The 16,620-nt window shown below is 71.1% G+C and carries 16 protein-coding genes; 12 read left to right on the plus strand and 4 right to left on the minus strand.

Features of this window, described 5'->3' with window-relative positions; all coding sequences use genetic code 11:
- Positions 1 to 205 precede the first annotated feature (205 nt).
- The 5 genes from ASF20_RS07595 to ASF20_RS07615 all read left to right on the plus strand — a co-directional run bounded on the left by ASF20_RS07595 (position 206) and on the right by ASF20_RS07615 (position 5,299).
- Entirely contained in the window at positions 206 to 1,189 is a 984-nt protein-coding gene (locus tag ASF20_RS07595) for an alpha/beta fold hydrolase (RefSeq protein ID WP_056272609.1), read from the plus strand.
- A gap of 70 nt (positions 1,190 to 1,259) precedes the next feature.
- Complete coding sequence (locus ASF20_RS07600; protein ID WP_056211179.1) at positions 1,260 to 1,694, plus strand: heme-binding protein; 435 nt, start codon at positions 1,260 to 1,262, stop codon at positions 1,692 to 1,694.
- A gap of 4 nt (positions 1,695 to 1,698) precedes the next feature.
- Positions 1,699 to 3,300 carry a peptide ABC transporter substrate-binding protein gene (locus ASF20_RS07605; RefSeq protein WP_056272612.1) on the plus strand — a complete coding sequence of 534 codons (1,602 nt, stop codon included), beginning with the start codon at positions 1,699 to 1,701 and terminating at the stop codon, positions 3,298 to 3,300.
- Positions 3,297 to 4,220 (plus strand): ABC transporter permease subunit, encoded by a 924-nt coding sequence (locus tag ASF20_RS07610; protein ID WP_056272614.1) that lies wholly within the window; start codon positions 3,297 to 3,299, stop codon positions 4,218 to 4,220. Before ASF20_RS07605 ends, ASF20_RS07610 begins: the two co-directional genes overlap by 4 nt.
- Positions 4,217 to 5,299 carry an ABC transporter permease gene (locus ASF20_RS07615; RefSeq protein WP_056272617.1) on the plus strand — a complete coding sequence of 361 codons (1,083 nt, stop codon included), beginning with the start codon at positions 4,217 to 4,219 and terminating at the stop codon, positions 5,297 to 5,299. The genes ASF20_RS07610 and ASF20_RS07615 overlap by 4 nt, the downstream gene beginning before the upstream one ends.
- Here the strand turns inward: ASF20_RS07615 and ASF20_RS07620 are convergent.
- Positions 5,283 to 5,531, minus strand: coding sequence for a hypothetical protein (locus tag ASF20_RS07620; protein ID WP_056272620.1), 249 nt, complete (start codon positions 5,529 to 5,531; stop codon positions 5,283 to 5,285). The two genes, ASF20_RS07615 and ASF20_RS07620, sit on opposite strands and share 17 nt — an antisense overlap.
- Positions 5,532 to 5,662: 131 nt before the next feature.
- Between ASF20_RS07620 and ASF20_RS07625 the strand changes: the two genes are divergently transcribed.
- Positions 5,663 to 7,153 (plus strand): MFS transporter, encoded by a 1,491-nt coding sequence (locus ASF20_RS07625; RefSeq protein ID WP_056211171.1) that lies wholly within the window; start codon positions 5,663 to 5,665, stop codon positions 7,151 to 7,153.
- A gap of 97 nt (positions 7,154 to 7,250) precedes the next feature.
- Positions 7,251 to 7,496: a hypothetical protein gene (locus ASF20_RS07630; protein ID WP_056272622.1), complete on the plus strand. Its 246-nt coding sequence runs from the start codon at positions 7,251 to 7,253 to the stop codon at positions 7,494 to 7,496.
- Positions 7,497 to 7,548: 52 nt separating this feature from the next.
- Here ASF20_RS07630 and ASF20_RS07635 read toward each other — a convergent pair whose 3' ends face one another.
- Positions 7,549 to 8,016, minus strand: coding sequence for a nucleoside deaminase (locus tag ASF20_RS07635; RefSeq protein ID WP_056272625.1), 468 nt, complete (start codon positions 8,014 to 8,016; stop codon positions 7,549 to 7,551).
- A gap of 387 nt (positions 8,017 to 8,403) precedes the next feature.
- Between ASF20_RS07635 and ASF20_RS07640 the strand changes: the two genes are divergently transcribed.
- The 4 genes from ASF20_RS07640 (at position 8,404) to ASF20_RS07655 (ending at position 13,462) form a co-directional block, all read left to right on the plus strand.
- Positions 8,404 to 8,607: a CsbD family protein gene (locus ASF20_RS07640; protein ID WP_056211453.1), complete on the plus strand. Its 204-nt coding sequence runs from the start codon at positions 8,404 to 8,406 to the stop codon at positions 8,605 to 8,607.
- Between the two features lie 1,139 nt (positions 8,608 to 9,746).
- Complete coding sequence (locus tag ASF20_RS07645) at positions 9,747 to 11,687, plus strand: pseudouridine synthase (RefSeq protein WP_200927211.1); 1,941 nt, start codon at positions 9,747 to 9,749, stop codon at positions 11,685 to 11,687.
- A complete protein-coding gene (gene rsmD / locus ASF20_RS07650) occupies positions 11,684 to 12,241 on the plus strand; it encodes a 16S rRNA (guanine(966)-N(2))-methyltransferase RsmD (protein ID WP_056272629.1) in 558 nt (185 codons plus the stop codon). The genes ASF20_RS07645 and rsmD overlap by 4 nt, the downstream gene beginning before the upstream one ends.
- Positions 12,242 to 12,331: 90 nt before the next feature.
- The gene (locus ASF20_RS07655; RefSeq protein ID WP_056272632.1) at positions 12,332 to 13,462 is read left to right on the plus strand and encodes a radical SAM protein; all 1,131 of its coding nucleotides are present in this window, start codon (positions 12,332 to 12,334) and stop codon (positions 13,460 to 13,462) included.
- 15 nt (positions 13,463 to 13,477) lie between these two features.
- Here ASF20_RS07655 and ASF20_RS07660 read toward each other — a convergent pair whose 3' ends face one another.
- The gene (locus tag ASF20_RS07660; protein WP_056272635.1) at positions 13,478 to 13,873 is read right to left on the minus strand and encodes a helix-turn-helix domain-containing protein; all 396 of its coding nucleotides are present in this window, start codon (positions 13,871 to 13,873) and stop codon (positions 13,478 to 13,480) included.
- Positions 13,874 to 13,949: 76 nt separating this feature from the next.
- On the opposite strand from ASF20_RS07660, the gene ASF20_RS07665 reads away from it, so the two are divergent.
- Complete coding sequence (locus ASF20_RS07665; RefSeq protein ID WP_056272638.1) at positions 13,950 to 14,561, plus strand: NAD(P)H-dependent oxidoreductase; 612 nt, start codon at positions 13,950 to 13,952, stop codon at positions 14,559 to 14,561.
- Here ASF20_RS07665 and mutL read toward each other — a convergent pair.
- Positions 14,558 to 16,459 (minus strand): DNA mismatch repair endonuclease MutL, encoded by a 1,902-nt coding sequence (gene mutL, locus ASF20_RS07670; RefSeq protein WP_056273682.1) that lies wholly within the window; start codon positions 16,457 to 16,459, stop codon positions 14,558 to 14,560. The genes ASF20_RS07665 and mutL overlap by 4 nt on opposite strands.
- Positions 16,460 to 16,620 lie beyond the last annotated feature (161 nt).

Below are 16,620 nucleotides of genomic sequence, written 5' to 3' on the forward strand. Positions count from 1 at the left end.
ACTCCTAACCTCTCCCCACAAGGGGGAGAGGGACGCGCCCTGTCCTGGGGCGTCGTTTGCTGGAGAGGCACGACGCACCCCTCCTCCCCCCAAGGCGAGCGAGACGCGCCCTGATCGTAAAAGGACCAGCACCGACCGCAAGGCCGCTCGGAAACATCCAAACCGCCGGGGCGTTTCCGACGGCGCAACCCGAGGGACCCCGACGATGCCTGATGCCCCCCGCCGCCGGCTCGGGCCCTTGCTGGCGCTGCTTCCTTTCGGTGCCGCCGGGGCCTGGATCGCCTATAGCCGCCTCGGCATCGACCATCGTCGCCGGATGCCGCCCGCCCTCCCCGGCCGGCAAGAATGCCTGGGCAGCGATGCGGGCGGGCTGTCGTTCTACGCCGATGGGCCGGCCGAGGGCGTGCCGCTCCTGCTGATCCATTCCGTGAACGCGGCGGCCAACGCCTACGAGGTCCGGCCGCTCTATCGCCATTACGCGAGGACGCGCCCGGTCTACGCCCTCGACCTGCCGGGCTTCGGCTTCTCCGAGCGCAGCGACCGGATCTACACGCCGGAACTCATGACGGACGCGATCCACGCCATGGTGGCCGAGATCCGCCACCGGCACGGGGGCGCCGCCATCGACGCGATGGCGCTTTCCCTCTCGGCCGAGTTCCTGGCCCGGGCGGCCCTGGCGCGCCCCGACGATTACCGCAGCCTGGGGCTGATCAGCCCGACCGGTTTCGACAAGCGCTACGAGCGCCGCAATCCGTCCGGCAGCGACACGGCCCGGGCGGTGGCGGCCTATCCGCTCTGGGGCCAGGCGCTGTTCGACCTCCTCGTCAGCCGCCCGAGCATGCGGTTCTTTCTCGAGAAGACCTGGGGCTCGCGCAGCATCGACGAGGGCCTGCTCGAATACGATCAGGTCTCGGCCCACCAGCCCGGCGCCGAATTCGCGCCCTTCTCGTTCCTGGCCGGGCACCTCTTCGCCACCGAGACGGGCCGGATCTATTCCCGCCTCGACCGGCCGGTCTGGATGATCCACGGCACCCGCGGCGATTTCGTCGACTACCGATACGCCGACCGCTTCCGCGGCGATCCGAACTGGACCCTCGACGTGCTGGAGACGGGCGCTTTCCCGCATTTCGAGCGCCTCGGCGCGGTCACCGCCCGCTACGACGCCTTCCTGGCGCGGCTTGCGCGCTGAGCCCCTGGTCGCTCGCCCCGCGCCGGGTTAGTCGAGGGGCACGCCCCCTCGATCCGAACCCGGAGCCCCGATGTCCGACCTCACCCTCGCCGCCGCGCAGACCATCGTCGCCACCGCCCTGGAGACGGCTCGCGCCCACGCGCTGAAGCCCCTGGCCGTGGTGGTCTACGACGCGCGTGGCGCACTCAAGGCGATGGGGGCGGAGGACGGGACCTCCCTGCGCCGGGCCGAGGTGGCCATGGGCAAGGCGAATGGCTGCCTTGCCCTCGGCCTCGGCGGCCGGGCGATCCACAAGCGCGCCGAGGAGCAGGCCTACTTCGTCGCCGCCGTCAGCCACCTCGTCGGCCCCGCCGCCCTGGTGCCCGTGCCGGGCGGCGTCCTGATCCGCCGGGGCGAGGCCGTGATCGGCGCCGTCGGCATCTCGGGCGACACCTCCGACAACGACGAGCTCTGCGCGCTGGCTGGCATCGAAGCGGCGGGGCTCACCGCGCAGACCGGCGCCTGAACCGATGCCGCGCCCGCATCGGCGGCACTGGCTCGTCGGCGGTGCGGCGCTCCTGGCCGCCGGAGGCCTCGGCCGGGCCGTGGCCGCGCCGGCGGACCTCTACCGGCGCGGCAACGATGCGGACCCCGAGACCCTGGACCCGCACAAGTCCTCGACGGTGGCCGAGGCGCATATCCTGCGCGACCTCTACGAGGGCCTGCTCACCTACGACAATTATGGCGCGATCATTCCGGGGGCGGCCACCGCCTGGACCGTGTCCGAGGATCGCTTGACCTACGACTTCACCCTGCGCGCCGACGGGCGCTGGTCGAACGGCGACCCGGTCTTAGCCGGAGACTTCGTCTTCGCCCTCCGGCGCATCCTCGCCCCCGCCACGGCGGCGAAATACGCCGAGATCCTGTTCCCCCTGAAGAACGCCCGGGCGGTGAACCAGGGCGGACTGCCCCCCGAGGCCCTTGGGGTCGTCGCCCCGGACGAGCGGCGCGTGGTCCTGACCCTGGAGCAGCCGACGCCGTACCTGCTCGAACTCCTGACGCACCAGACCGCGCTACCCGTGCATCCGCCCTCCCTGGCCCGCCACGGCGACGCCTTCGCCCGGGCCGGCAACAGCGTGACCAACGGCCCCTACCGCTTGGCGGAGGTGGTGCCGAACGACCGCATCACCCTGGAGCGCAACCCGCATTTCCATGCGGCCGCCACGGTGGCGATCCCGCAGGTGGCCTTCCTGCCGACGCCGGACCTATCCAGCGCGGTCCGGCGCTACGCGGCCGGCGAGATCGATTCGCTGGCCGACCTGCCCGGCGACCAGATCGCTTCGCTCAAGGCGCGCTTCGGCTCCGAAGTGGTGCTCGGCCCCTCACTCGGCCTCTATGCGCTCGCGGTGAACACCCGCAAGGCGCCCTTCGACGACGTCCGGGTCCGGCGCGCCCTCTCCCTCGTCATCGACCGCGAGTTCCTGGCGAGCCAGCTATGGGGCGGGACCATGGACCCGGCCTATTCCCTCTGCCCGCCCGGCCTCGACCATTACCGCCGGCCGCCCGAGACCGAAGGCCGCGAGGCCCTGCCGATCGATCGCGAGGACGAGGCCCGGGCGCTGCTGGCGGCCGCCGGCTTCGGCGAAGGCCGGCCCCTGCGGCTCGAGTATCGCTTCAACACCAGCGACAACAACCGCAACACGGCGCTCGCCATCGCCGACATGTGGCGCGGCATCGGGATCGAGACCCGCTTCGTCTACACCGACGCCAAGACCCACTTCGCCTACCTGCGCGACGGCGGCGCCTTCAACGTGGCGCGCATGTCCTGGATCGCGGACTATTCCGATCCGCAGAACTTCCTGTTCCTGCTGGAGACCGGCAATGACGGCCTCAACCCGGGCCGCTACAGCAACCCGGCCTACGACGGCCTGATGCGGCGGGCGGCGGCCGAGGGCGACATCGCCCGGCGGGCCGAGCTCCTCTCCGCGGCCGAGACGATCGTGGTCACCGAACTGCCTTGGATCCCGGTGATGCACACCCGCTCGAAGGCCCTGATCGCCCCGCGGCTGGCCGGCTACCACCCGAACCTGCGCAACGCCGCCCCGACCCGGTTCCTGAGGCTGACGGCGTGATCGGCTTCGTCCTGCGCCGCCTCCTCCAGGCGATCCCGACCCTGCTCGCCGTGGTCACCGCGAGCTTCTTCCTGATCCGCCTCGCCCCGGGCGGGCCCTTCGACCTGGAGCGGCCCCTGCCCCCGGCCGCCATGGCCAACCTCGCCCGGGTCTACGGCCTCGACCAGCCGCTGATCGTCCAGTACGGGCGCTACCTCGGCGCCCTGCTCACCGGCGATTTCGGGCCCTCTTTCTCCTTCCGCGACCTCACCGTGGGCGAGCTGTTCGCCCGCGGCCTGCCGGTCTCGATGACGCTGGGCACCCTCGCCCTGGCGCTGGCCCTGGTGCTCGGCATCGGCCTCGGCGCGCTGGCGGCCTTCCGCCGGGGCAGCGCCGTCGACCGCCTCGTCGGCCTCGGCGCCGGCTTGACGCTCGCGGTGCCGACCTTCGTGGTGGCGCCCCTGCTGCAGATCGTGTTCGGCCTGACCTTGCGCTGGCTGCCGGTGGGCAGCTGGGAGAACGGCGCGCCGGCCAACCTCGTGCTCCCGGTGGTCACCCTGGCCCTGCCCCAGGTCGGGGCGCTCGCCCGCCTCACCCGCGCCGCCCTGGCGGAGGTGCTGGCCGCGCAGCCGGTCCGGACCCAGCGCGCCATGGGCCTGCCGCCCCACCGCATCGCCCGCCACGCCCTGCGCGGGGCCCTGCTGCCGGTGGTGGCGATCCTCGGGCCGACGGCGGCCGCCCTCCTCACCGGCTCGGTGGTGGTCGAGACCATCTTCGGCCTGCCCGGCATCGGCCGCTACTTCGTCGACGGCGCGCTCAACCGCGACTACACCCTGGTGATGGGCACCGTCGTGCTGGTGGCCGTCTTCGTCATCGCCCTCAACCTCGTGGCCGATCTCCTGTCCGGCCTTCTCGACCCGCGCCTGCGGGCGGCCCGGTGAGGCGCGTCCTCGGGCGCCTCGCCCGCAACGGGAGCGCCCTGGCGGCCCTCGCCGTTCTGGGGCTGGTCGCCCTCGCCTGCCTCGCCGGTCCCCCGCTCACCGGCCACGATCCGGGTCGGATCTATCCCGACCTCGTGCGCACCGCGCCCTCGCTCCGGGCCCATCCGCGCCCCGAGGCCATCGCGCCGGCGGTGGAGCGCCTCGCCTTCCGCATGCGGGTGACGGCCGCGGACATCCGGATCGCGGACGGGCGCCTGCGCGTCACCCTGTCGGCGCCGAACCCGATCAACGCGCGGGTGCTGAGCTACCTGCCCCGCTCGGACCTGTTCGGCCCCGCCACCATCCTGTCGCGGGAGGCCGAGGGGCGCCGCCTCGTGGTCGAGGCGCCGGTGCGGCGGCTCTTTTTTCCCCTCGGCACCGACGTGCTCGGGCGCGACCTCCTTACGCGCAGCCTCGTCGCTGGCCGGATCTCGCTCCTCATCGGCCTCGTCGCCACCGGCGTCGCGCTCCTCATCGGCGTCACCTACGGGGCGGTGGCGGGCTATGCCGGCGGTCGGGTCGACGCGGTGATGATGCGCGGCGTCGACGTGCTCTACGCCCTGCCCTTCGTGTTCTTCGTCATCCTGCTGCTGGTCTTCTTCCGGGCCGGGCTCGGGCTGATCCTCGTCGCCATCGGCGCGGTGGAATGGCTCGACATGGCCCGGATCACCCGGGCGCAGACCCTGTCGCTGCGCCACCGCGACTTCGTGCGCGCCGCCGAGGCGCTGGGCCTCTCCACGGTCGCGATCCTGCGCCGGCACATCGTCCCCAACACCCTCGGACCCGTCACCGTGGCGGCGACCCTGCTGGTCCCCAAGGTGATCCTGCTGGAGAGCTTCCTCTCCTTCCTCGGGCTCGGCGTGCAGGAACCGTCCACGAGCTGGGGCGCCCTGATCGCCGAGGGCGCACGGGCCATCGAATCCGCCCCCTGGATGCTCGCCGCCCCGGCCGGGTTCCTCGTCGCCACCCTGGTGGCGCTGAACGTGCTGGGCGACGGCCTCGCCGAGGCCCTCGACCCGCGTCTCAGCGCGGATTGGTGAGTCCGGGATAGACCACCCGGACCACGCGCCGCTCTTCCGGGATCTCCGAGACCGGCCGGCCCTTGGCGTCCCGCGCAGGGCCCGCCTCCGCCGGCACGACGTCGCTCGGCCGCAGCCGCCACGGATCGAGGGGCCGCGCCGCCGCGCCGCGTCCCGCTTCGGAGGCGGCGGCGGGCGGGACCCCGAGGGCGGTGAGGGCGATAAGCAGGGCGGAAGACACGCGGGCAGGCATCGGCAGGGCGTCCGGGAGAGCCTGCCGAGTTCAGCGGAGATGACTTAACCTTTGCGTGAAGCTTGGCGGAACCGCCGGGCACCGCGCCGGATTGCCAACAACTGTCGTACAGCACGGTTAACGAGGATTCGATGGCAACCAAGGCTGTGGCGGACCGGGGCAGCGCGAGCGCGGGGACGACGCCGGAGCGGGTCCCGATGGGAACCGTGATCGACACCGACATCTCCGCCCGGCTCGACCGCCTGCCCTGGGGGCGCTTCCACGTCCTCGTCATCGTGGCGCTGGGCATCACCTGGGTGCTCGACGGCCTCGAAGTCACCCTCGCGGGCTCCCTCGTCGGGGCGCTGCGAGCCGAGCCCATGAGCTTCACCGAGTTCGACATCGGGCTCGCGGCGAGTTCCTACCTCGTCGGCGCCGTCACGGGCGCGCTGGGCTTCGGCTGGCTCACCGACCGCATCGGCCGCAAGAAGCTCTTCTTCATCACCCTGGCGCTCTACCTCGCCGCCACCGCCGCCACGGGCCTGTCCTGGAATATCTACAGCTTCTGCCTGTTCCGCTTTCTCACGGGCGCCGGCATCGGTGGCGAATACACGGCCATCAACTCGACGATCCAGGAACTCGTGCCGGCTCGCGTGCGCGGCTGGACCGACCTCGTCATCAACGGCTCGTTCTGGATCGGCGCGGCGATGGGCTCGTTCCTCTCCATCGTGGTGCTGCGCCCGGGCATGATCGACCCGGCCTGGGGCTGGCGCATCGCCTTCTTCGTCGGCGGCGGCATCGGCCTCGTCATCCTCCTCCTGCGCACCTGGATTCCCGAAAGCCCGCGCTGGCTCGCCACCCACGGCTACGTGGCCGAGGCCGACCGCGTGGTCACCGCCATTGAGAAGCGCTTCACCGACGAGGGCCACACCCTGCCGCCCATCGACGAGGGCAAGCGCATGAAGCTCAGGACCCGCAGCCACACCCCCCTCAAGGAGGTGTTCGGCACCATGCTGGTCGGTCACCGCCGGCAGACGTTCGTCGGCCTCGCCCTGATGGTGGCGCAGGCCTTCTTCTACAACGCCCTGTTCTTCACCTACGCGCTGGTGCTGCAGCGGTTCTACAACGTGCCGGGCGACCATGTCGGTTGGTACCTGCTGCCCTTCGCCCTGGGCTCCTTCCTAGGTCCCGTGCTCCTCGGGCGCCTGTTCGACACCATCGGCCGCCGTCCCATGATCGCCTTCACCTACGGCATCTCGGCGGTCCTGCTGGCGATCACCGGCTACCTGTTCAAGATCGACGTGTTCGGCCCGGTGGGCCAGACGGCGGCCTGGATGGTGGTGTTCTTCTTCGCCTCCGCCGCCGCCAGCGCGGCTTACCTCACCGTCGCGGAGACCTTCCCCCTGGAGATCCGGGCCCTGGCCATCGCGGTGTTCTACGCGCTGGGCACCGGCATCGGCGGCGTCTCCGGGCCGCTTCTGTTCGGCGCCCTGGTGGAGACCGGCTCGCGGGACTACGTGCTGGTCGGCTACCTCATCGGCGCGACCCTGATGGCCGTGGCGGCGGTCGTGGGCGGTCTCTTCGGCACGGCGGCTGAGGGGAAATCCCTGGAAGACGTCTCGAAACCTTTGGCGGCCGCCTGATCTTCGGCGATCGAGCCCCGGCAAGGCTCGAAACCACCGGGATTGATCCGTGTCGGTCCGGCACCGACCGGGTCACGCCCATCTCGGGAAGGATCCCATGCGGATCGTCCCCACCGCCCTCTCCCAGGTCCTCGCCGGCGGCTCCCTGGCGTTGGCGCCGGGCAATGCCCGCGCCGAGATCGAGCCCCCCGGGCCGCCGCGCCTGACGATTCCGGGCGTCGTCGGCGAAGGGATCGTCTGGCCCGGCGGCATCGATAATGGGGGCCCGGGTTCGATCGGCACCGTCGCCCCCGGAGCCACTGGGGCCTCCAAGTGCCTCGAACGCGTCCGGCGCGTCCGGTAACGCCGCGTAACCCAGACGCCGATCGCCAGCACCGGCGGCGGCAGCTGAACTCTCAGGGCAGGCGGCGTTCGGCGAAGAAATCCCGCAGCAACCCGGCGGCCTCGGCTTCCCGGAAGCCGCCATAGACCTCCGGACTGTGATGGCAGGTCGGCTGGTTAAAGAAGCGCGGCCCGTTCTCCACGGCACCGCCCTTCGGGTCCGCGGCCGAGAAGTACAGCCGTCGGATCCGCGCGAAGGCGATCGCGGCCGCACACATCGCGCAGGGCTCCAGGGTGACGTAGAGGTCGCATCCGCTCAGGCGTTCGTCGTCGAGGGCCTGGCAGGCGGCCCGGATCGCCAGAATTTCCGCATGGGCGGTCGGATCGCGCAGGGCCCGCGGGCGATTGTGCGCCACGGCGAGGACCACCCCATCCCGCACCACCGCCGCACCCACCGGGACCTCCCCCTCCGCCGCCGCCCGACGTGCCGCCGCGAAGGCGTGGCTGAGGGGGTCGGTGGCGGACGGATCGGTCTCGGGCATGACGGAGTCCTGCGGATCGGCGCCCGATCCCTGGCGCCCGATCCTTGGCGACCGCGACGCTGCTTCGCAATGGGCTGCACCCGAGGAACCCTCGGCACCGTCGGCACGAAAGCCCTGCGACCCCCGGCTGGCGGTTCAGCGACGGCAGGTCGGGCCCGACGGCGGCTTCGTCACCGCCATGGGACATCGCCGCCGTCTTCGCACGCGGATTGTTCGAGCGCGGCGCGCCGATGGAGCCCCCGCACCGAGCAGAAGCCGAAGCCGTTCGTGGAATGGCTTCACGAGGATGTTAAAACCCGGAACATCGCTCGGGCGTGGCCGTTGGGATGGGCAATGCGGCACGGCCGAGACGACGCCGACCGCCAACCCGAAGACGAGGAGCGCACGATGAGCAGCACCACCGACAAGATCAAGGGTCTCGCCAACGAGGCTGTCGGCAACGTCAAGCAGGGCATCGGCAACGTGACCGATAACGACAAGCTGAAGGCCGAGGGCAAGGCCCAGGAGCTGAAGGGCGAGACCCAGAAGACGGTCGGCGATGCCAAGGACGGCGTCAAGAACGCCGCCGACGCGGTCAAGAGCAAGCTCTAAGTCTTTCGACCCCGGATCTCGCATCCGGCGACGATGATCTCGGAAAGGCGGCGCGAGCCGCCTTTTCGCATGTTTGGGGACCGCATCCACCGAACCCGCGGCCCTTGCGCGCGGGATCACTCGCAACAACGCGCCCGCTCTGTTATGGGGCAGGCATGACCGACAAGACTGACGATACGATGGGCAAGTCTGAGGACGTGCCTGCCAAGACCTCCCGTTCGAAGCCCAAGGCTTCGGCAAACCCGTCGAGCAAGACCGTGGCGGTGTCCACCCAGACCGCGCCAGCGAAGGCCCGCGCGTCCGCGCCCGCCGCAGGGGCGGCCGAGGAGGCGGCGAGCCAGCCCGCCAAGGCGGTGAAGGCGGCCAAGGCCGCGAAGGCCGAGCCTGAGACGGCGAACGCCGCCAAGACGGGTGCGGGCAAGGCCGGCGCTGGCAAGACGGCGACCGCGACGGCTTCGGACACCCCGGCGTCCGGTGCGACGCCTTCGAAAGCGAAGTCCGCGAAGCCGGCCGCGTCCGAGGAGACGCTCGCGGCGGAGACCGTGACGTCCAAGGCCCCGAAGGCAGCCTCCGCCAAGCCGAAGGCTGAGACGGGCAAGCCTGCGACGGCCTATGCCGCGTCGGCCAAGGCTGCGGCGGGCGCCGAACCCGTCGACACCGCCAAGCCGAAAGCCGCGAAAGCCAAGCCGGCCAAGGCCGAGGCGTCTCAGGACGTCTCGAAGGAGGCCTCCACCGTAGCGCCCGAGGCCGCGAGCGCGGTGGCGGAGCCGTCCGCGGCCAAGCCTAGGACGGCCAAGCCCACGACGGCTAAGCCCACGACGGCGAAGCCCTCCAAGGCCAAGGCACCCGAAGCCGCGCCGAGCGAGGCTGTCGCCGCCGAGCCTCCCGCGCCCGCGGCGGACGCGTCCGTCGCCAGGCCGGCGGTCGAAGCTGCGCCCAAGCGCGCCAAGGCGACGCCGGCCGAGGCGGCGGCGCCGCAGGCCGCCGCCACGACCTCTTCCGAGTCGAAGGCCCCGGCCGGGTCCTGGGCTCCGGCGACCGATGCCGGCATTCCCGGCCCTTCGGCCGAGGAGAAGCCGAAGGTCCGGCACGCCGCCATGCCCCGCGGCGGCGACGCGCCCCTGCGCCGCAAGACCGCCATGGCAACGACCGCCGTGGCGAAGGCCGCCCAGCCGGGGACCGCGGCCGCCGCGTCCGGCGGTCCCGCCCGCGACGAGGGCACGCCCGAGGGCGACCGCATCGCCAAGGCCATCGCCCGCGCGGGCATCGCCTCGCGCCGGGATGCCGAGGCGATGATCGAGCAGGGCCGGGTCACCCTCAACGGGCGGGTCCTGACCTCGCCGGCGATGAACGTGACCCCCGATGACCGGATTACCGTCGACGGCGAGCCGCTGCCGGCCCGTGAGCGCACGCGCCTGTGGATCTACCACAAGCCCCGCGGCCTCGTGACCACGGCGCGCGACCCGGAAGGCCGCCAGACCGTCTTCGACAACCTGCCCGAGGACCTGCCCCGCGTCGTCGCCATCGGCCGCCTCGACATCAACACCGAGGGGCTGCTGCTCCTCACCAACGATGGCGGCCTCGCCAAGGTCGTGGCCCATCCGGATACCGGCTGGCTGCGGCGCTACCGCGTGCGCGCCCATGGCGACACCACCCAGGCCGAGCTCGACAAGCTGCGCCGGGGCGTGACCATCGACGGCATGGATTACGGTCCGGTGGAGGCGACCCTCGACCGGGCGTCCGGCGACAACCTCTGGATCACCCTCGGCCTGCGCGAGGGCAAGAACCGCGAGGTCAAGCGCATCCTCGAGCATCTCGGGCTCGCGGTGAACCGGCTGATCCGCCTCTCGTTCGGGCCGTTCCAGCTCGGCGACCTCGAAGCGGGCCTGGCGGAGGAGATCCGCACCAAGGTGCTGAAAGAACAGCTCGGTCCGGCCCTCTCGGAACAGGCCGGCGTCGATTTCGAGAGCCCGGTGCGCGAGCCGATCGCGCCCTTCGGCTCGCCGAAACAGCAGGCCAAGCAGCAGGCCAAGCAGCCCGCCCGAAGCGCCTCGGCCGCCCAGCGCCGCGACACCCGGGGCACCGACGACGAGGGGCCGCGCGGCGGCGGCCGCCCGATGGCGCCGGCCAAGCCCGCCCGCGTGCCCACCGGCGGCAACAGCGCCGGTCCGCGCCGCTCCGTCTGGCGCGCCGAGGACGAGGCCAAAACTGAGGATGGGACCCGGCGGGTCAAGATCCCGCGCCGGGGAGCCGACCCGAAGGTCGAGCGCGAGACGGCCGCCGCCCGGGGACGCGAGCGCGTCGGCGCCATCAGCACCGGCGAGCGCCGTGTCCTCGTGGAGCGCCTGAAGTCGAGCCCGCAGGAACCGGCCGCCGAGCCGCATCGCCGCGACAGCGCCGTGCGCCGTCGCGGGGACGAGGCCGCCCCCCGCGAGGGCCGCTTCCCCCGCGCCGAGGCCCAGGGCCGCCCGTTCCGGCAGGCCGACGACCGTGCCTCGGAGTCTCGCCCCGCCGGTGACCGGCCCGCTCGCGGCTTCGGCGGCGAAGGCCGGCCGCCGCGCCGGGACGACGACCGTCCGCGCGGGAACTTCCGCTCGCAGGACGGTGCCGAGCGCCGTGGTCCCCCGCGCGGCAGCGAGGACCGCCCCCGCGGCCCCTTCCGCGGCAACGCGAATCGCGCCGAGGGCGGCGACGACCGTGGCGCCCGTCCGGCCTCCCGCGGCGCGCCGGCCCGGGACGACCGCCGCGATGGCTTCCGGGGCGACAAGCCCAGCGGCTTCCGTGGCAACGACCGCCCCGGCGGCGACCGTGGCGGCTTCAAGGGCACCCGCCCGGACAGCGAGCGCGGTGGCTACAAGGGCGCTCGCCCGGACGGCGACCGTGGCGGCTTCAAGGGCACTCGCCCGGACGGCGAGCGCGGTGGCTTCAAGGGGGCCGGCAAGCCCGGCGGCGGTTTCAAGGCCGGTGGCAAACCCGGCGGTTTCAGCAAGCCCGGTGGCAAGCCGGGTGGTTTCAGCCGCGGCGGCTCCGGTGGCGGCAAGCCCGGCGGCGCCCGTCCGCCCCGCGGTGGCGGCCGGTGAGGATCGTCGGCGGCGATCACCGCGGTCGCCGCCTCGCAACCCCGAAGACCGACGCGATCCGGCCCACCTCGGACCGGCTCCGCGAGGCACTCTTCAACGTCCTCGCGCACGCCTATGACGACGCCGTCGCCGGGGCCCGGGTCCTCGACCTGTTCGCCGGCACCGGGGCGTTGAGCTTCGAAGCCCTGTCGCGCGGTGCGGCCTACGCCCTCCTGGTCGACGAGGGCGCCGAGGCCCGCGCTCTGATTCGGGAGAACATCGAATCCTTCGGTGCCGAAGGGGCGACCCGCCTGTTCCGGCGCGACGCCACCCGACTCGGCCCAGCCGGTACCAGCGGTACCTTCTCCCTCGTGTTCTGCGACCCGCCCTACCACCGCGACCTCGCTCCGGCCGCCCTGGCCAGCGCGGCCACCGGCGGCTGGCTCGCTCCCGGCGCCCTCGCGGTCGTCGAGGAATCCGCGAGTGTCCACGTCGCCCTGCCGCCCGGGTTCACCGAGCTGGAGCGCCGGGTCTACGGCGACACCGCCCTCGCCTACGCGCGCTACGCCGCCTGACGCGCGACCTCGACGCGAGCTGCGTGGTATACCGGCGCGACCGACGCGCGCGCGGCGGACCCCCGCGGCACCCGGGCGCGTTCCTCCGGTATGGTCCTCGCCGAACCCCGAACCGACGCCGCCGAGATCGATCCGGTCGCGTCCGAGCCCGCCTCCGACCCGCGCCCGTCCCGCCTCTGGCGACCGCGCCGCGTCCTCGTCACCCCGGCTGCCCTGGAGCACGCGCACGGCCGCGCGATGGTGGCTCGCGCCGAGGCCCTCGGGTTACCGGTCGAGCGCTTGGCTGCCAACCGTCTGACGGGCTTACGAAATCCGGACCCACGGATCGCGTATCGCGAGGCGAAGGCGACCCTCGCCATCGTCGTCGCCCCACCGACCAAGCTGAAACTCCAGCCGATTCCCCCGAGCGCCGACTGGCGCTTCGACCTCGCCGAGGGCTGCCCGGCCCATTGCCAGTACTGCTATCTGGCGGGCTCTCTCTCGGGCCCCCCGGTGACACGGGCCTACGCGAACCTCGACGCCATCCTCGACAACCTGCCGGCCTATCTCGGCCAGGGCGCCATCACCTCGACCCAGGCTGACCGCGCCCAGGAAGGCACCACCTTCGAGGCCTCGTGCTACACCGATCCCCTCGGCATCGAACATCTCACCGGCTCGCTCTCGGCCGCCATCACCCGCTTCGGCGCCTGGGACGCACCGGTCCAACTTCGCTTCACCACCAAGTTCGCGGCCGTGCAGCCCTTGCTCGGCCTTGCGCACAACCGGCGTACCCGCATCCGGTTCTCCGTGAATGCGCGCTCGGCCGCTCGCTACGAGGGGGGAACGGCGAGTTTGGATGCGCGCCTGGCGGCCCTCCGGGAGGTCGCGGAGGTTGGCTATCCGGTCGGCCTCACCATCGCGCCGATCCTGCCGGTCCCGAACTGGCGGGACGCTTATGCCGGCTTGATACGGGATGTCGCCGGGGCGCTGTCGGGCGTGAAAAGCATTGATCTCACCGTTGAACTCATCACCCATCGCTTCACGCCTGGTTCGAAGAGCGTTCTGCAAGGGTGGTATCCCGGTTCGGATCTCCCGATGACGGAGACGGAACGAAGTCGCAAGCTGACGAAATTCGGATCGGTGAAGTACGTCTTTCCGCGAGATATGATGCAGTCCATGCGTTCTTGGCTGACGGGAGAGATCCAGCGCACCTTGCCGGCTCGTATCCTTTACTGGACGTGAGATAATATCCTGCCTTCAATTCGGTCGGCCTTCATCGAAGCGACTTCGTGCCTCCTGGATTGCCGGAAGATTCGAGAATGCCCAGGCCCCCAGGGCCTGAACGGGGACCTGCAGGGATCGCCCGAGATCCGTAAGTTCATACTCCACCCGGGGCGGAATGGTGGGATACACGGTCCGGGAGACCAAGCCGTCGCGCTCGAGGCCTCGGAGGGTGAAGGTCAGCATCCGCTGCGAGACGCCCCCGACCAGGCGCTTCAGTTCGTTGAAGCGCCGCGGCCCATCCGTCAGCATCATCACCACGAGGATCGACCACTTGTCGCCGATCCGCGACAGGACTGTGCCGACGACCCGGCAATCGCCCAGGGTGTGCTGTGCGGTCGTCGCGGTTCCCTCGTTGTGCCCCAGTTCCACGAATGTGCCTCCTTGCGCGGGAGCGCATCTGGTTCTCTATACCGCCTCGGTACACTTCTGATACCGGGGATCGAAGATGAAACTTCTGCACGTCGACGGAAGCATTCTGGGGGACCATTCAGTCAGCCGCGCGGTTTCGGCCGCGATCGTCACGCATCTGACGGCGGGGACACCGGGCCTCGACGTCACCTACCGCGATCTCGCCGCGACGCCGATTCCGCACCTCTCGGGTGCCTACCTGGCAGGCCACCAGCCGAACGCGACGAACACCCCTGATATCCAGCACGACGTCGAGCTCGGCCGTTCCGTCCTTGCCGAATTCCTCGCCGCCGACATCGTGGTGATCGGCGCGCCTCTGTACAACTTCACGATCTCGTCGCAGCTGAAGGCCTGGATCGATCGTATCCTCGTGGCGGGCCAGACCTTCCAGTACACCGAGAGCGGCGCCGTCGGCCTCGTTCCGCAGAAGCGGGTCATCGTGGCCGTTGCTCGGGGCGGTCTTTACGGAGCGGGAACACCGAACGCGGCGGCGGAGCATGCCGAGACCTACCTGCGCGTGGTTCTGGGTTTCATCGGCATCACGAACCCGGAGATCATCGTCGCCGAGGGCATCGCACTCGGTCCGGACGCTCGCCAGAAGGCCCTCGACGGTGCTCTGAAGGCCGCCTCCGACCTGCCGGCGGCCTAGCGCCGTCCGAAGAGCCGCTCGATGTCGTGGAGCTTCAACTCCACGAAGGTCGGGCGGCCATGGTTGCAGGTGCCGGCGAGCGGCGTCGCTTCCATCTCGCGCAGGAGCGCGTTCATTTCCTCTGGGTGCAGGCGCCGGCCCGCTCGGATCGAGCCGTGGCAACTCATCCGCGACAGGATCGCGTCCAGGCGTCGGCCGAGGGGGCCTGCACCCGCATCGGTGCCATCGGGGCTTTCGTCTTCGAGACCACTCTGGCTGAGCGCATCGAGGATATCGGTGACGAGGGTCCGGATCGAGGCGCCAGCGAGAGCGGCCGGTACCTCCCGCACGAGGACGGCGCCCGAGCCGAACGGCTCGAGCGTCAGGCCCAGGCGGTCGAGATCGGGGGCCGCGGCGACGAGGCGCTCCGCCTCGCCGGGAGCCATCTCCACCACGTCGGGAATCAGCAGACCCTGACGGGCGATGCCGCCCCGTGCGCGTTCGCGTTTCAGCCGTTCGTAGACCAGACGCTCGTGAGCGGCATGCTGATCGACGAGGACGAGACCATCGGCCGTCTGGGCGACGATGTAGGTCTCGTGCAACTGAGCCCGCGCCGCTCCAAGGGGGTGCACCTGTTCGTCCGCTGGCTCCACCCCTGGGCGCAGATCCGCCGCCGGGGGGGCGAAATCATGCGCGAAGCGGGCCTGGGGCGCCTCGGCCAATCCGGCGAGCACCGGCGAGCGCGGAACCGCCTGGCGGTAGGGATAGGGCGCAGCAATGGACGGCACCGAGCCCGGTCGGTTCAGTGAGGGGATCGGATAGGTACTGATGCCCGAATGAACGGCGAGACCGGTCGGCCGCAAGGCGTCCAACGTGCGGGCAGCGCCCGTGGTGGAGCCGCGCAGGCCGGCTTGACGGAGGGTCTCGTGGATCGCACTGACGATCAGGCTCCGGACCAGGCCGGGATCGCGAAAGCGGACTTCGGTTTTGGCCGGGTGCACGTTCACGTCCACCAGCGACGGATCGCACAGGATCGCCAGAGCCAGGACCGGGTGGCGGTCGGAACTCATGGTATCGGCATAAGCGCCCCGCACGGCGCCGAGCAGTAGGCGGTCACGGACCGGCCGGCCATTGACGGTGAAGTGGATCTGGCTGGCAGCGCCCCGATGGAAGCTCGGCAGGCCGATATTACCCGCAAGCGCGAAGCCCTCGCGGGCCATGTCGAGGGCTAGCGAGTTCGATCCGAAATCGGTGCCGAAGATCCCAGTCAGGCGCCGGAGGGTTGCGGAAGAACCCGTTTCTGTCTCGGCCGGGAAAATGAGCGGCGTCCCACTTTCCGATCGCAGGACAAGTCGGATTTCGGGCTGCGCCACCGCGAGCCGGCGCAGGATGTCGCCGATCGCCGCCGTTTCGGCCCGGTCGGACTTCAGGAATTTCAGTCGCGCAGGTGTGGCCGCGAACAGATCGGACACCTCAATGCGTGTGCCGCGCGCGCTCGGTGCCGGGCGGACTTCGCCCTTGATGCCCGCATCGACCGTAAGGGTGACACCCGTTTCGGCCTTGGCCGTGCGACTAGTAAGAGTCAGGCGCGCGACCGCGCCGATGGAGGGTAGGGCCTCGCCACGAAAGCCCAGCGTTTCGATGCGGGTAAGGTCTCCCCCTGGAAGCTTCGAGGTGGCGTGTCGCTCTACGGCGAGCGCAAGATCATCTGCATCCATGCCCGCGCCGTCATCGACCACGCGGATCAAGCGTCGGCCGCCTCCTTCGATCGTGACCTCGATACTGCGTGCGCCAGCATCGATCGCGTTCTCGACGAGTTCCTTGACCGCTGAGGCAGGCCGCTCAACGACCTCGCCCGCAGCGATACGGTCGACGAGGATCGGATCGAGGCGACGGACGGGGCGAGGTGGCGTGGACATGCGGAGGAAACTATAGGTGCCCTCGGACACAGCCGAAAGGCCATGATGGAAACGTTGGTTCGTGCCACACCCGCTGCCGATTCGACGCACGCTCACGAGGGTGACGACAAGATCGACGGTATGAAGATCTTACGGTTCTCTTTCGAGGGGCTTGTCCGCGC

Source organism: Methylobacterium sp. Leaf88, assembly GCF_001422795.1.
GTDB lineage: Bacteria > Pseudomonadota > Alphaproteobacteria > Rhizobiales > Beijerinckiaceae > Methylobacterium.

Coding starts and splice junctions, on each gene's coding strand:
- ASF20_RS07595 (WP_056272609.1), top strand. CDS start 206: ATGCCTGATGCCCCCCGCCGCCGGCTCGGGCCCTTGCTGGCGCTGCTT.
- ASF20_RS07600 (WP_056211179.1), top strand. CDS start 1,260: ATGTCCGACCTCACCCTCGCCGCCGCGCAGACCATCGTCGCCACCGCC.
- ASF20_RS07605 (WP_056272612.1), top strand. CDS start 1,699: ATGCCGCGCCCGCATCGGCGGCACTGGCTCGTCGGCGGTGCGGCGCTC.
- ASF20_RS07620 (WP_056272620.1), bottom strand. CDS start 5,531: ATGCCTGCCCGCGTGTCTTCCGCCCTGCTTATCGCCCTCACCGCCCTC.
- ASF20_RS07625 (WP_056211171.1), top strand. CDS start 5,663: ATGGCAACCAAGGCTGTGGCGGACCGGGGCAGCGCGAGCGCGGGGACG.
- ASF20_RS07630 (WP_056272622.1), top strand. CDS start 7,251: ATGCGGATCGTCCCCACCGCCCTCTCCCAGGTCCTCGCCGGCGGCTCC.
- ASF20_RS07635 (WP_056272625.1), bottom strand. CDS start 8,016: ATGCCCGAGACCGATCCGTCCGCCACCGACCCCCTCAGCCACGCCTTC.
- ASF20_RS07640 (WP_056211453.1), top strand. CDS start 8,404: ATGAGCAGCACCACCGACAAGATCAAGGGTCTCGCCAACGAGGCTGTC.
- ASF20_RS07645 (WP_200927211.1), top strand. CDS start 9,747: ATGGCAACGACCGCCGTGGCGAAGGCCGCCCAGCCGGGGACCGCGGCC.
- ASF20_RS07655 (WP_056272632.1), top strand. CDS start 12,332: ATGGTCCTCGCCGAACCCCGAACCGACGCCGCCGAGATCGATCCGGTC.
- ASF20_RS07665 (WP_056272638.1), top strand. CDS start 13,950: ATGAAACTTCTGCACGTCGACGGAAGCATTCTGGGGGACCATTCAGTC.
- mutL (WP_056273682.1), bottom strand. CDS start 16,459: ATGTCCACGCCACCTCGCCCCGTCCGTCGCCTCGATCCGATCCTCGTC.